General features: G+C 63.0%; 18 protein-coding genes. 7 read left to right on the top strand and 11 right to left on the bottom strand.

What is annotated here, in order from left to right; genetic code table 11:
• Window positions 1-11: 11 nt before the first annotated feature.
• Together XI06_RS12125 and XI06_RS12120 are read right to left on the bottom strand one after the other, a co-directional pair.
• Window positions 12-713 carry a GrlR family regulatory protein gene (locus tag XI06_RS12125; RefSeq protein ID WP_271605383.1) on the bottom strand — a complete coding sequence of 234 codons (702 nt, stop codon included), beginning with the start codon at window positions 711-713 and terminating at the stop codon, window positions 12-14.
• A gap of 200 nt (window positions 714-913) precedes the next feature.
• Window positions 914-1,948 carry a glutamine synthetase beta-grasp domain-containing protein gene (locus tag XI06_RS12120; RefSeq protein ID WP_237858206.1) on the bottom strand — a complete coding sequence of 345 codons (1,035 nt, stop codon included), beginning with the start codon at window positions 1,946-1,948 and terminating at the stop codon, window positions 914-916.
• A gap of 534 nt (window positions 1,949-2,482) precedes the next feature.
• Here XI06_RS12120 and XI06_RS12115 point away from each other — a divergent pair.
• On the top strand, window positions 2,483-2,686 hold the full coding sequence (locus tag XI06_RS12115) for a DUF2735 domain-containing protein (protein ID WP_237858208.1): 204 nt from the start codon (window positions 2,483-2,485) through the stop codon (window positions 2,684-2,686).
• A 111-nt stretch (window positions 2,687-2,797) separates the two neighbouring features.
• On the opposite strand, the gene XI06_RS12110 is transcribed toward XI06_RS12115, so the two are convergent.
• The gene (locus XI06_RS12110) at window positions 2,798-3,124 is read right to left on the bottom strand and encodes an MliC family protein (protein ID WP_237858209.1); all 327 of its coding nucleotides are present in this window, start codon (window positions 3,122-3,124) and stop codon (window positions 2,798-2,800) included.
• 48 nt (window positions 3,125-3,172) lie between these two features.
• Here XI06_RS12110 and XI06_RS12105 point away from each other — a divergent pair, with 48 nt between their 5' ends.
• Window positions 3,173-3,916, top strand: a complete 744-nt coding sequence (locus XI06_RS12105) for a tyrosine-protein phosphatase (RefSeq protein WP_237869324.1) — start codon at window positions 3,173-3,175, stop codon at window positions 3,914-3,916.
• A 16-nt stretch (window positions 3,917-3,932) separates the two neighbouring features.
• Here the strand turns inward: XI06_RS12105 and XI06_RS12100 are convergent, their stop codons facing one another.
• On the bottom strand, window positions 3,933-4,652 hold the full coding sequence (locus XI06_RS12100; RefSeq protein ID WP_271605382.1) for an SGNH/GDSL hydrolase family protein: 720 nt from the start codon (window positions 4,650-4,652) through the stop codon (window positions 3,933-3,935).
• A 120-nt stretch (window positions 4,653-4,772) separates the two neighbouring features.
• Between XI06_RS12100 and XI06_RS12095 the strand changes: the two genes are divergently transcribed.
• From XI06_RS12095 to XI06_RS12085, 3 genes are read left to right on the top strand one after another with little or no spacing between them, the layout of a single operon-like run.
• The gene (locus tag XI06_RS12095; RefSeq protein ID WP_271605381.1) at window positions 4,773-5,453 is read left to right on the top strand and encodes an SDR family oxidoreductase; all 681 of its coding nucleotides are present in this window, start codon (window positions 4,773-4,775) and stop codon (window positions 5,451-5,453) included.
• Between the two features lie 37 nt (window positions 5,454-5,490).
• A complete protein-coding gene (locus tag XI06_RS12090; RefSeq protein WP_237858213.1) occupies window positions 5,491-5,688 on the top strand; it encodes a hypothetical protein in 198 nt (65 codons plus the stop codon).
• Window positions 5,685-5,939: a ParE family toxin-like protein gene (locus XI06_RS12085; protein WP_237858214.1), complete on the top strand. Its 255-nt coding sequence runs from the start codon at window positions 5,685-5,687 to the stop codon at window positions 5,937-5,939. The genes XI06_RS12090 and XI06_RS12085 overlap by 4 nt, the downstream gene beginning before the upstream one ends.
• A gap of 6 nt (window positions 5,940-5,945) precedes the next feature.
• Here the strand turns inward: XI06_RS12085 and XI06_RS12080 are convergent, their stop codons facing one another.
• Window positions 5,946-6,293 carry a GrlR family regulatory protein gene (locus tag XI06_RS12080; RefSeq protein WP_271605380.1) on the bottom strand — a complete coding sequence of 116 codons (348 nt, stop codon included), beginning with the start codon at window positions 6,291-6,293 and terminating at the stop codon, window positions 5,946-5,948.
• A gap of 108 nt (window positions 6,294-6,401) precedes the next feature.
• On the opposite strand from XI06_RS12080, the gene XI06_RS12075 reads away from it, so the two are divergent.
• Both XI06_RS12075 and XI06_RS12070 read left to right on the top strand, forming a co-directional pair.
• Window positions 6,402-7,082, top strand: a complete 681-nt coding sequence (locus tag XI06_RS12075) for a DUF2161 domain-containing phosphodiesterase (protein WP_237858217.1) — start codon at window positions 6,402-6,404, stop codon at window positions 7,080-7,082.
• A 95-nt stretch (window positions 7,083-7,177) separates the two neighbouring features.
• Window positions 7,178-7,483 (top strand): hypothetical protein, encoded by a 306-nt coding sequence (locus tag XI06_RS12070; protein ID WP_148779049.1) that lies wholly within the window; start codon window positions 7,178-7,180, stop codon window positions 7,481-7,483.
• Window positions 7,484-7,559: 76 nt separating this feature from the next.
• Here the strand turns inward: XI06_RS12070 and XI06_RS12065 are convergent, their stop codons facing one another.
• The 6 genes from XI06_RS12065 to XI06_RS12040 form a co-directional block, all read right to left on the bottom strand.
• Window positions 7,560-8,171, bottom strand: coding sequence for a GNAT family N-acetyltransferase (locus XI06_RS12065; RefSeq protein ID WP_237891239.1), 612 nt, complete (start codon window positions 8,169-8,171; stop codon window positions 7,560-7,562).
• A 151-nt stretch (window positions 8,172-8,322) separates the two neighbouring features.
• A complete protein-coding gene (locus tag XI06_RS12060) occupies window positions 8,323-8,721 on the bottom strand; it encodes a PaaI family thioesterase (protein ID WP_271605379.1) in 399 nt (132 codons plus the stop codon).
• A gap of 118 nt (window positions 8,722-8,839) precedes the next feature.
• Complete coding sequence (gene kynU / locus XI06_RS12055) at window positions 8,840-10,042, bottom strand: kynureninase (protein WP_271605378.1); 1,203 nt, start codon at window positions 10,040-10,042, stop codon at window positions 8,840-8,842.
• Between the two features lie 8 nt (window positions 10,043-10,050).
• Complete coding sequence (gene kynA, locus XI06_RS12050; protein WP_237869331.1) at window positions 10,051-10,890, bottom strand: tryptophan 2,3-dioxygenase; 840 nt, start codon at window positions 10,888-10,890, stop codon at window positions 10,051-10,053.
• Between the two features lie 32 nt (window positions 10,891-10,922).
• On the bottom strand, window positions 10,923-11,732 hold the full coding sequence (locus XI06_RS12045; protein ID WP_271605377.1) for an alpha/beta hydrolase: 810 nt from the start codon (window positions 11,730-11,732) through the stop codon (window positions 10,923-10,925).
• Between the two features lie 225 nt (window positions 11,733-11,957).
• Window positions 11,958-13,235, bottom strand: a complete 1,278-nt coding sequence (locus XI06_RS12040; protein ID WP_271605376.1) for an ArgE/DapE family deacylase — start codon at window positions 13,233-13,235, stop codon at window positions 11,958-11,960.
• Between the last annotated feature and the right edge of the window lie 20 nt (window positions 13,236-13,255).

The following is a 13,255-nucleotide window of genomic DNA, read 5'->3' as shown; positions in this document are numbered from 1 at the left end:
CCCGGGTGCGATCAGGCGCGATGCATCAGCCTGAGCGTGGCAGTCAGGCGCAGGCTGCGCTTGCCGGCCAGTGCAGTCGCTTCCAGCATCGCCTGATCGCCATCATACGTGCCGGCAAAGCCGATGCCGACCTCGTGGCCGCCAAAGATCGGATCGTGCTTGGCCGGGGTGTGCTCCTGGTTGAGGATCTGCCCCTTCCAGCGGCCGTTCGCGGCGGTGTAGCTGCCGAGGTAATAGAACGAGGCATCGCCGCCGAGGATGCGGCCCCGGTTGAGCAGCATCACGCCGGTGAGCCCGCCGTCGACGCCGTCGAGCATGCGCAGGTGAACAGAGTAGAGGCCATCGGTGATGCTGGCCTCGCCAACCCCGCCGGCGATCGGCACCTCCTCCTCCGTGATCGGTGTCATCACCGACTGGAAGGGCACGCCGGGCAGCTCTTTCAACTCGCCCTTGAAGCGGTAGAGATCGCCGTCCGCAAATCCTTTCGCGATCAGCGTCGCATCATCGGTGCCGGCCATGGCGCGGTAGTTCGGATCGGGGTTGTGGCGGACGGTGTTGATAACGATGTCGACGCCGCCTTCGGTCTTCTCGTAGGTGCCGATATGGGCAAACGCCGAATTGCCGCCGAGCATCTTGCCATTGCCGGCATGCATCACGCTCCGGCCGACGGTGTCGCCGAGCTGAAATCGTACCTTGTAGAAGCCTTCAAACACCAGCCGTGTCCCCGGCTCCGCGCGCATCCTGACGACTAGTCTAGCCCGGTTTCGGCTGACATGGACAGGCTTCACCCCGGCATGGATGCGAGACCCACAACAAGCGCTGTACTCGGAACGCAAAAATCCGCCGGAGCCTTGCAGCTCCGGCGGATCGAAAGACAACCCGGGCCAGCCCCCTGCCCCGGGCCGGGACGATCTTAGGCGACGGCCTTCTTGTCGACCGGCACGGACGAGATCGTCTTCAGGATCTGCGAAGCGATCTGGTATGGGTCGCCCTGCGAGTTCGGGCGGCGGTCTTCCAGATAGCCCTTGTAGCCGTTATTGACGAAGGAGTGGGGAACGCGGATCGAGGCACCACGATCAGCCACGCCGTAGCTGAACTTGTTCCACGGCGCGGTCTCGTGCTTGCCGGTCAGACGCTTGTCGTTGTCCGGGCCGTAGACGGCGATGTGGTCCATCAAGTTCTTGTCGAAGGCGGCCATCAGCGCCTCGAAGTACTCCTTGCCGCCGACCGTACGCATGTACTCGGTGGAGAAGTTGGCGTGCATGCCCGAGCCGTTCCAGTCGGTGTCGCCGAGCGGCTTGCAGTGGAACTCGATGTCGATGCCGTACTTCTCGGTCAGGCGCAACATCAGGTAGCGGGCCATCCACATTTCGTCGGCGGCCTTTTTGGAGCCCTTGCCGAAAATCTGGAATTCCCACTGGCCCTTCGCGACTTCCGCGTTGATGCCTTCATGGTTGATGCCCGCCGCCAGGCAGAGGTCGAGATGCTCCTCGACGATCTTGCGAGCGACGTCGCCGACGAACTTGTAGCCGACGCCCGTGTAGTACGGACCCTGCGGCGCCGGATAGCCGTATTCCGGGAAGCCCAGCGGACGGCCGTCCTTGTAGAAGAAGTATTCCTGCTCGAAGCCGAACCAGGCGCCGGCGTCGTCAAGAATGGTGGCGCGCTTGTTGGACGGATGCGGGGTCTTGCCGTCTGGCATCATGACTTCGCACATCACCAGCACACCGTTGGTGCGCGCACCGTCCGGGAAGACGGCGACCGGCTTCAGCACGCAATCGGAGCTGTGGCCTTCAGCTTGCTGGGTCGAGGAGCCGTCGAAGCCCCACAGCGGAAGCTGCTCGAGGGTCGGGAACGACGAAAATTCCTTGATCTGGGTTTTGCCGCGCAAGTTCGGAGTCGGCGTATATCCGTCGAGCCAGATGTACTCGAGCTTATACTTGGTCATTGAGCCTCTCTGTAGATGATGCGAAAGGTGGGGTTGAGAGCCCCGCACGTTTGTACCCGGCCATCATCGGCCGGCCCCTTACAAGCATTTTGCGTGCCAAAAGGCCGCAGTTCGGCAGGTTTTCCACCGCCGCCGCAACTGGCCGCCCGACCTAAACGGTCCACACCGGCGTGCGTCATAGAAGCGCACCTTCTCGTGAAGCTGCACTGCAAAAATCCCGCGGAAAACGCCCGATTCTGGAGCAGGCAGGTCCCTGCCTGAGGTTGCCGATCAAACGCGCATCAACGTCCGGCAACTTTCGAAAAGCGGCCTGCGCCTGCCTAGCAACCTTTGGAATGGCCCAGACGTTAGTCATCGACCCGATGCCTTAGGGGGTGCAGATGGCCACCTGCCCAAGAATTAGGCGGAAACTGATTTCGTTTTCAGCACTTTGCTTTTGGGAGTGCGAGGCCGATATGGGGATTCCAGTAACCACATCAGAACGAGTCGAGCGCACCATGGAGGCCAAGGCGCTTCGACCAAGGAGCAATCGCAATGATGAACAATGGTCTAAGTCACGGATCAGCGAAGATCTACCAATTCCCTGTCGGGGGCCGCGCGGCTCTCGCGGGGCACCGCTATGGCGAGACCCGCCTTCCTGCCGATCACGCGTCCCTTCCCACGAACGCCTCGATCTGCAGCGATAGCTGGTACCATCAGGACGCGGTCGACGAAGCAAAGCCCAAATGGGAACGCTAATGCCAGTGCCTGGATTGAGACCGCCGCGCTCTTTCGAGTGCCCGACGGGAGTTTGAAAAAGGGTCGAAACAACGACGTTTCGACCCTTTTTGATTCTGGCCGGACGTTCGTTTAGAGGGCGGGCTTTTCAATCACCGCGCAGGCCGTGACCGGCCTTTTCAAATGCTTGACCGTGGTGACCCCGGTCTTGTCGATCTTCAACGTGATACCCGCCCCCGAATAGCGCGCGCCAGAAACGGCCAATCGCTTGCCAAGCGTCACTGGCTCGCCGTCGATCTGGAGGAAGGCGCGATTGTCGCCGTCATAAAACGCCACGATGAACTGCGTACCATCGGCGCAGCGATAGGTCCGGAACGTCTGCGCGTCGGCCTGCCGCGCGCCGGAAATTCCAGCGGCCAGCATGATGGTCCCCCAAACAACAGCCTTGTGCCGGCTCATGATCGCCCCCTCTAATGATCCGTCGACAACATAACAAAAGCAGCTCCGATGTCAGACTCCCCTGCCCGCCACCTCGCCTTGCAGGGCGCCAGTAATTTTCGCGATCTCGGCGGCTACGCCACATTGGACGGCCGCACCACGCGCTGGCGCCACATCTTCCGCTCCAATCATCTTGGCCAGCTCACCGCGGCAGACATCGAGATCGTCCGTGCGCTCGGCGTCAAGAGCGCCTTCGACTTCCGCGGCGTCGAGGAGCGCGCAGCCGGCGCGTGCGTCATCAACGAGATCGCCGTGCATTCGCTGCCGATCGAGCCGACGGTGGTAGCTTCGTTGCGCGCCGAGCTCGCCAGGGGGGCGCTGACCGGACCGGTCGCGCTCGAACTCATGCGCGAGTCCTATCGCAACTATGTCCGCCACAACACGAATAGCTTCCGAATGCTGTTCGGCCATCTGCTGGAGGACCGCGCCCCGCTCGTGATCCACTGCACCGCCGGCAAGGACCGCACCGGCTTTGCCAGCGCCCTGATCCTGCATGCGCTGGGCGTGCCCGACGACGTCATTGCCGAGGATTATCTGCTGACCAACCGCCACTACAGGCGTGACACATCGAGCGTCTCCGATCTGCCCGACGACGTCCTCGACGCGATCGGCTCGGTCAACGCCTCTTATCTCGCGGCCGCGTTCGATGCCGTCAGCCGCGACTATGGCGATGTCGAAACCTACTTGCGCGACGGCCTCAAGCTTGGCGCGGCCGAGCGCACCGCGCTGAAGGAGCGTTATCTGCAAGCGTGATCCGGCAGCGCCCCTCTCACGCCGTCAGCCCCGCAGCTTTGACGATGACGTCCTTGAGAGCGAGTGAGACCTGCATGGTGCTCCAGTCGCTCTGGTGCAGCTTGTCGGGATCGGTCACGTCGATCAATTGCTCAAACGACACGTTGTTCTGCACGTGCCAATGCCGCATCAGGGCCCAGCGCTGAAACAGACTAACGCCGGCGTCATTGGCAGCTTCGCGGATCAACCGGACCATTCTGTCCGACAGGTCGGCGCGATCATCCCACAGCATCTTCGTCGTATATTGCGGGTCCATCACCACGACCTCGAAACCGCGGGCACGCAATTGCGCGAGCCCCTTCCTGATGTTCCCGGCAACGACGTCAACGTCGTATTGGTCGTTGTGAAAGACCGCGTTCGTCCCCACCTGCCAGATCACCAGCTCGGGATCATCGGGGAAAATATCTGTCTCGAACCGCCCGAGCTCCTCATTTGCCTCTTGTCCGCCAATACCGCGGTTGAGCACGTCAATCCGGATATCGGTCCGATGGAGGACGTCCTTGACGTATTGCCGCAGATACATCTCGAGGCGATAGGGATAAGGCACGACATCGGTTCGTCCGGCCGTCGACGACGACCCGATGGCCACGATCCGCACCACGCCCTTTCCGTCGAAGGCTTGCCGGAGCCGCATCAGGGGATATTTCAGGTCGACGATCTCGGAGGGAAATTCGATGGGCGGAAAAGGATCGGGCATGAAACAATCTCCTCAAACGATCTAAAGTTGCATTTATAGCCCAGCCCTGATGCGGGCGCCATTGCAACTCCAACCGGCCTCGCGCAATAGTCGGCGCGATCTGAGACGAGGGAGAGGACCGTGCAGGGAAAAATCGTCGTCGTGACCGGCGCGCTCGGCGCGCTTGGCAAGGTGGTCGCCGATATCGCGCTGTCGCGCGGTGCGCGGGTCGCCGGCATCGATTATGCGCCCTCTCAGATGCCGGCAACGACCGAGCGCATCGAGATCGGCGGCGTCGACCTCTCTGACGCAGCGCAGGCGAAGACAGCGGTCGAGGCTGCCGCGAAGCATTTCGGCAGACTGGACGCATTGATCAACATCGCCGGCGGGTTTGCCTTCGAGAAGGTCGGCGACGGCGACATCAAGACGTGGCAGCGCATGCATGCGCTGAATCTGCTGACGGCCCTCAACACTTCGCATGCGGCGCTGCCGCACCTCGCCGCCTCGAAGGCCGGCCGCATCGTCAATATCGGCGCCATGGGTGCGCTCCAGGCCGGCTCCGGCATGGGGCCTTACGCGGCATCGAAGGCGGGCGTGCACCGCCTCACCGAGGCGCTGGCCAACGAATGGAAGGGCAAGGTCACGGTGAATGCCGTGCTGCCGTCGACCATCGACACCAAGGCCAACCGCGCCGATATGCCGAAAGCGGACTTCGCCAAATGGGTGACGCCGCAGGAGCTTGCCGAGGTGATCCTGTTCCTCGTCAGCGACGCCGCGAGCGGCGTCACCGGTGCGCTCATTCCGGTGAGCGGACGTGTGTAGCCTTTTCGTCGGCCCCTAATATTGCTATCTTGGAACCATGACGACCGAGGATATCGAGCGGGCGATTGAGCAACTGACGCCAAGAGAATTGGCGCAGTTCCGCGCATGGTTTGAGCAGTTCGATGCGCACCGCTTTGATCAGGCCCTGGAGCAAGACGCCAAAGCGGGCAAGCTAGATGCTTTTGCCGAGGAAGCGTTGAGCGCGTATCGCGCCGGCCAAACCCGCGACTTGTGAAACACGCGGCATCGCCGAGATTCTGGAAGTCTTACGAGGCTTTGCCAGCCAACGTTCAACGGCTGGCTGACGCCAATTTCAGGCTATTGAAGAGCGATCCCAATCACCCCTCGCTCCAATTCAAGCGCGTCGGACGATATTGGTCTGCCCGAGTCGGATTGCGCTATCGCGCCCTGGCCGTCGAAGCCAATGGGGATTACGTCTGGTTCTGGATCGGCTCGCATGCCGACTATGACCGTCTTGTACAATGAGAGAACTCAATCCGGCACCAGCAGCCGCAGATTGCCCTTGAAGCGGATGCTCTGCTTGCCCGCGAGCGCAATACCCTCGCCATAGGCAGTCTCGTCGGTATAGGTGCCGCTGAAGCCGATGGTCACGACCTTGCGGCCCCACACTGGACGCTCATCGAATGTGGGCGAATGCTCCTCATTGGTCAGCTCGCCCTTCCACTTGCCGTCGGCGCAGGTGTAGCTGCCATAGGCGAAGAAAAACGAGTCGCCGCCGCGCATGGTGCCGTCGCGCAGCACCATGACACCCTGATTGCCGCCCTGGACACTATCCAGGAACTCGATCCGGATGTGATAAAGCCCGTTCCTGATCGTCATATGCAAGCGCCCTGTTCCCCGCGCGGGGATATAGCTGGCTTGGCCGGGTCAGTGCGAGTCCGATCCGGGCTAAACTGCCGGTAACTGATTCTCCGATCGGACACCGCCTTGGAAACCGCGCTCTACCTCCCCGTCAAACGATTCCTCGAAGGCCTCGGCTTCGACGTGAAGGGCGAGATCCGTGGCTGCGACCTCGTGGGCCTGAGCGCCGGCGATCCGCCTGTGGTGGTGATCGGCGAGCTCAAGCTCGCCTTCAATCTCGAACTGATCCTGCAAGCGGTCGATCGCGCACCGGCGGGCGACGAGATCTGGATCGCGGCCAAAATATCGGCGCGCGGCAAGGGCCGCGAGAGCGATGCGCGCTATCGCAATCTGTGTCGCCGTCTCGGCTTCGGTATGCTCGGGGTAACCGACAAGGGCCAGGTCGAGGTGCTGGTGAAGCCGCCTACGGCCGCACCGCGCCGCGAGCCGAAGACGCGCTCGCGGTTGGTTGCCGAACATCAGCGCCGCCAGGGCGATCCGGTGCTCGGGGGCAGCACCCGCGCGCCGATCATGACGGCCTACCGGCAGCAGGCGCTGGCCTGCGCATCCGAGCTCGCGGCGGGCCCGCGGCGGATACGCGAGCTGCGGGAGCGCTGTCCCGATGCCGGCAAGATCTTGCTTAACAATGTGTATGGCTGGTTCGAGCGCGCCGACCGGGGAATCTACGGACTGACGCAGGCAGGACATGCGGCGCTGAAGCGCTGGCCGCAGCAACGCCCCGAGATCGGTGCCCCGTCACCGTCATGACACCCGACCGGTGCATAGCTGAGATGCCACACGGATTTCATATTGCAATGCAACATTCCCGGCACTAGGTATCCCGGCATCAAAACGAGGCCGTTATGAGCGCAGACTGGAATACCAAATATGGCACGCGGCGCGTGCGCCACGATCCGCCCACCCTGGACGAGGCGATCTTCGCCGCTGTCGGCATTACCGACGACCAGGAGCAGCAGGCCGAGATCGCTGCCTCGCTGATGGGCATGCCGCTCGACGTGGTTCAGGCTGAGGTGAAGAAGCAGGCCCGCACCAACAGCCGCATCACCGCGACACGCGTGATCGCTGGCGAACAGGGCGCACAGCGCTCGGTTGTGGTTGAACGCCGCGTCGTTCGTCGCTTCGGCAACGACAAGCGCACCGGCACCTGAGCCCTCATTTCCTCGCTTCAATCAAAAAGCGGACCGGCCTTAGCCGATCCGCTTTTTTGATTCAGGCCTTTTGATTTCAGGCCGCGCGATTGGGGTACATGCTCGAGATCAGCTTCCAGCAAGTCGAGTTGAAGCTGAGTAGCGCGCGGCCGGCCTTGAACGGCGCCGAGGCGAGATCGGCAAGCTCGTCCTCTGGCGTCTTGGTCAGGTCGATCGTGCCGGTGGATTCGCCATGGCGGAATTGCAGGTTCGCGCCGAACTTCCTGGCGAGCGCACGCATGGCGTGATTCTCCGCGCCCGTGGTGATGCGCAGGCTCTTGTAACCCTTCCATCGCGCTTCCGCGATCAGGCGGCTGAACAGCACGGTGCCGACGTTCTGGCGGCGGGCGGAGGCCTCCACGCTGAAAGCGACTTCGGGCAGCGAATCGCCCTCCGGCGGATGCAGCTCGGCCGCGCCACGGACCACGCCGTCGACGATGTAGGCAACGATCACGGTGCCGTCATCCGCGCAGCGCGCCGCGTAGCGCTCGATAAAACTGTCGTCGAGAAAACCGTTGAAGCGGTCGTGCCGGCTTTCGGCATCAAGCCTGAGCAAGTGGTCGCGCAACAGCGGCAACTCTTCCTGCTGGCTCAGGGTTCGCACATAGCCCGGAACGGACGTCGCGCGAACAGTCTCATCAAGTGTCACGTCAAAACTCCTCTTGGTGTCCCTCGAGGAGGCGTTCGAATCCCTAGGCCCCCAATATTGTGCGTCGCAGCAAAATTTTCAAGACGGGAACCTGCTCAAGTTTCCGGCATTGGAGCGACCAATTCGTTAATAAAATCAAGGCCCCGTAGTCTTACAGGACCAGCTGCGTCTGGGTCACCACAGCGACCAGCTTGCCGTCCTCGGTCTCCAGCCGAGTGGTCCAGACCTGGGTCCGGCGCCCCCGGTGAACCGGGGTCGCGGTCGCGATCACGGTGGCCCCCTCCCTGGCGCCGCCAATGAAGTTGGTCTTGCTCTCCAGCGTCGTCGTGCCCTTGGCATCCTCTGGCAGGTTGATCACGGTCGCGGCAGCACCGACGGAATCGGCGAGCGCCATCACGGCGCCGCCATGGATAGTGTGATTCAGGGTGCAGAGATCGGGCCTCACCGTCATCCGGGCGACGACGCGATCCTTCCCCGCTTCGACGAATTCGACGCCCTTGAACTCGGCGAACGGCATTTTCATCGCTTTAAGTTTTTCGAGCGGCGTCATCAGAACTCCTCCCAATTCCTTGTTGTCTCAACGTGAATTGGTTCGCGCGGCAAAGCAATGACGTCCGGGGTAATGGCCGCCGTGACGCCGGCGCTCCACCGTGGAGACCGCCCCGTTCTCAGGTCACTGCGTTGACGACCTGATATTCCGGCCGCCGCCACACTTCCCCCGCGATCACCTCCTCGATAATTTCGGCCGCCCGCATGATCTCGCTCTCGCCGATGTACAGCGGCGTCATTCCGAACCTCATGATGTCGGGCGCACGGAAATCGCCGATAAGGCCGCGAGCGATCACAGCCTGCATCGCGGCATAGCCGCCCTCGAAGGCGAACGAGACTTGCGAACCACGACGCTCGTGAACGCGCGGGGTCACGAGCCTCAGAGATGGACAACGGCGCTCGACTTCCGCGATCAGGAGATCGCCAAGCGCCAGCGAGCGGGCGCGGACCTCCTTGAGGTCGACCCGATCCCAGATATCGAGCGAAGCCTCCAGCGCCGCCATCGCCAGCACCGGCGGTGTCCCGACACGCATGCGCTCGACGCCGCCGGCGGCCGCATAGCCAAGCTCAAACGCAAACGGCTTTGCGTGGCCCATCCATCCGGAGAGAGCCGCACGGGCGCCGTCGGCATGACGCGGCGCGACATAGAGAAACGCCGGCGCGCCGGGGCCAGCATTGATGTATTTGTAGGTACACCCGGCGGCGAAATCGACACCACAGCCGGCGAGATCGACCGGCAGCGCGCCGGCCGAATGCGCGAGATCCCATACTGTAACGATGCCCTGCGCATGCGCCTTCGTGGTCAGCTTCGCCATGTCGTGACGACGGCCGGTGCGGTAGTCGACCTCGGTGATATAGAGGACGGCGACGTCTTCCGACAGCGAAGCCTCGATCTCCTCCGGAGCAACCAGGCGCAGCTGATGACCCCGCCCGAGCGTCGCGATCAAGCCTTCAGCCATGTAGAGATCGGTCGGAAAATTGCCGGTGTCCGACAGGACCACCTTGCGCGATGCGTTCATGTCGAGCGCGGCGGCGAGCGCCTGGTAGACCTTGAGCGAAAGCGTATCGCCAACCATCACCGATCCCGCCTCCGCGCCGATCAGCCGGGCGATGCGATCGCCGACATGGCGCGGCTGGGCATACCAGCCTGCGGTGTTCCAGGCGCGGATCAGCTCATTGCCCCACTCGGCGGCGATGACACGGTTGACGCGCTCGGCGACGCCAAGCGGCAGCGCGCCGAGCGAATTGCCGTCGAGATAGATCACGCCCTCAGGCAGATGAAACAGCGCTTTGGTGTCGTCGTAGACGCGAAGCCTGGACATGGTCATCTCTACAGAATCGTGCGCACGCGCCAGAGCTCAGGGAACAGCTCGACCTCCAGCATACGCTTGAGGTAGCTGACGCCGCCGGTGCCGCCGGTGCCGCGCTTGAAGCCGATGACGCGCTCGACTGTCGTGACATGGTTGAAGCGCCAGCGCCGGAAATAATCCTCGAAATCGACCAGCTTCTCGGCGAGCTCGTACAGCATCCAGTGCGTCTCCGGCGCCTGGTAGACCTCGCGCCAGGCGTGAAGCACGCCCTCGCTGAAGCTGTGGGTCTCACGGACATCGCGCGCCAGCACAGCGGCCGGCATCTTGAGCCCGTTGCGGTTCGCAAGCCGCAGCACCTCGTCATAGAGGCTCGGCGTCGCAAGCTCGGCCTCGAGCAGTTTTGTCGTTTCCACGTCGTGCGCGTGCGGCTTCAGCATGGCGTGGTTGCGATTCCCGAGCAGATATTCGATCAGCCGGTACTGCCGCGACTGGAAGCCCGAGGACTGGCCGAGCTGGGAGCGGAAGCGGGTGTATTCGCTCGGGGTCATCGTCCGCAGCACGTCCCAGGCATTGTTGAGCTGCTCGAAGATGCGCGACATCCGCGCCAGCATCTTCATGGCAGGAGCCACATCATCTTTGGCGATGGCACGACGCGCGGCGCTGAGCTCGTGGATTGCGAGCCGCATCCACAGCTCGGTGGTCTGATGCTGGATGATGAACAGCATCTCGTCATGCGCCTCCGAGAGTGGGTGCTGCGCGCCGAGGATCGCATCCAGCGACAGATAGTCGCCGTAGGACATGCGCCGGGCGAAATCCGTCTCGGCGCCTTCGCTTGAGGGATCATAATCGCTGGACGTCATGAGAGGTCCTTTCGGTCGATCATCCCTGCCCGCTAGTCGAGCCCGATCAGGCGCGCGGTGATCTGCGAGGACGGGTCCTTCAGCGCGTCGATCACGGTGAAATGGTTGAGCCCGGGATCGACGACAAGGCGTGTCGGTACGTCAAAGCCGGTCCAGACGTTGGCCAGCAAATCGGACTGGCGGATGAATTCCGGCCGCTCGCTGCCACCGACCCAGGCGGTAACGGGCGAATGGCCCCGCGGCAGATGCAGCGCCGCGCTCTCCAGCGCCGCCTCCTCCATGGTCATGCGCAGCGTCTCGTTCATCTTCGTCTTCAAAAGCGGCCGCAGATCGTGCAGCCCGCTGATCGAAAGCGTGCCGGCGATGCGGTTGAAGACTGAAGGCTCGAGCCGGCTGTCGTCGCACAGCATGCGCGTGACGAGATGACCGCCCGCCGAATGCCCGGCGAGCCGAATCGGCCCCGCGACGAGTGAGGCCGCTTTCGCAATCGCGGCGGTGATCTCTGCAGTGATGTCGGAAATGCGGGCAGTCGGTGTCAGCGTGTAACTCGGCAAGCAAACCGTCCAGCCGTGATGCCGCGCGCCTTCGGCGAGGTCCGTCCAGGCCGATTTGTCAAAGCGCATCCAGTAGCCGCCGTGCACGAACACGACGAGACCCTTGCTGTCGCCATCGGGCAGGATCAGATCAAAGCTCTGACGCTCACCGGAGCCATAGGCGACGTCGGCGCGAAAATGCTTCAGCCCCGCCCGGTAGGCCGCCGCCCGCTCCGCCCATTGCGCCGGTATCTTGTCCGAGCCCGGGATATGGGCCGAGTTGGCATAAGCATCATCCCAATCGCGCATCGTGACTCCCGAGGACTCGTTCAGCGAACCCCAGTCTGCCACCGGTCAGGGCGGCATCCTAGTCTTTATTTTAAGCTTAAAGGAATTGGCGAGGCCGTTGTTTCGGGCAATTGGCGCCACAAAGCGAAAGCGTGCCGACCATGGCTTCGTTGAAACCGAGAAAGCTCGTGGGCACGGCGCAAGTGCGCCCTTGCCCTCCCTACGGCACCGTCGTTGGACCGACCGCTACGCCTTCTCCACCCCACACCATTCCGCGATGAACAGCGCCATCGCCTTGGTCGCCTTCTTCAACGACTCCAGATCGACAAATTCGTTGAAGCCGTGCATCTCGCCGCCGCTGGCGCCGAAGCACAGGCTGGGGATGCCGTGGTTGAGGCCGTAGAAGCGGGTGTCAGTGAGTGCGGTGAAGACGAGGTCCTCGACCGCGCCGCCATAGACCTTGTTGAAGGCCTTGCCGAAGGCCGCTTCCGGCGCGGCGGAATCGGTCAGCTCATAGCCTTCCGACAGGAAGCCGGACCATTCCACATCAGGCGGATTGTTGGCGAGGAAGCGGTGGTTGCGCGAGGCCGCGGCGATGCACGCCAGAATTTCCTTCTGGTGATCGGCGATCGACCAGCCCGGCAGGACAGCGATGCGGCAATCGACGTCGCACCAGGCCGGGACGCTGGAAGCCCAGTCGCCGCCCTTGATGATGCCGGGGTTGAAATTGATGGGATGGTTGAGCGTCTTGAAGTGACGGTCGGCCTTGGCACGCTCGTTCCATTCGATCTCGAGCTTCTGCACCGCCTGGATCAGGTGATACGCCGCCATGATCGCGTTGGCGCCCGAGCCCGCATGCGCGACGTGGACGGGATGGCCCTTCACGCGCAGGCGAAACCAGATCACGCCAACCTGCGAGCGCACCATTTTGCCACTGGTCGGCTCGGGGATGAAGCAGGCGTCGGCGCGATAGCCGCGCTGAAGCGTCGAGAGTGCGCCGACGCCAGTGCTCTCCTCCTCGATCACTGACTGGAAATGAATGCGCGCGGTCGGCTTCAGACCGGCCGCCTTGATCGCATCGAGCGCATAGAGTGCGCCGATCGTGCCCGACTTCATGTCGCAGGCGCCGCGGCCGAACAACTTGCCGTCCTTGATGACGGGCGAGAACGGCGGCGTGTCCCACAGTTCCAGAGGGCCCGCAGGCACCACGTCGCAGTGACCCTGGAGGATCAGCGATTTGCCCGCTTCCGTCGCCGGCCGATAGGTACCGACCACCGTGCGCGCCCTCGAGAAATCGTGCTCGATCGGCCCGAAGCCACGGAGGTCTTTCAAGTCATCGACATTGATGTGCCAGTCGTCGACCTCGTAGCCGCGCGCCCGCAGGAGGTCGCCGATCATGTCCTGGCACGGCCCCTCCGCCCCGCGGGTCGAAGGGATCGCGACGAAATCGCTAGTGGTCGCAAGCTGGGTTTCGAAGCCGGCGTCGACGGCGTCAAGAATCCTCTGTTGCGTTTCGGCGTTCATAAGGCAACTCCGGGCATCCA

This window comes from Bradyrhizobium sp. CCBAU 11434, from assembly GCF_028128895.1.
Taxonomy (GTDB): Bacteria; Pseudomonadota; Alphaproteobacteria; order Rhizobiales; family Xanthobacteraceae; genus Bradyrhizobium; species Bradyrhizobium zhengyangense.
The sequence above is the reverse complement of the archived record's forward strand: the minus strand, read 5'-3'. Positions and strand labels throughout refer to the sequence as shown.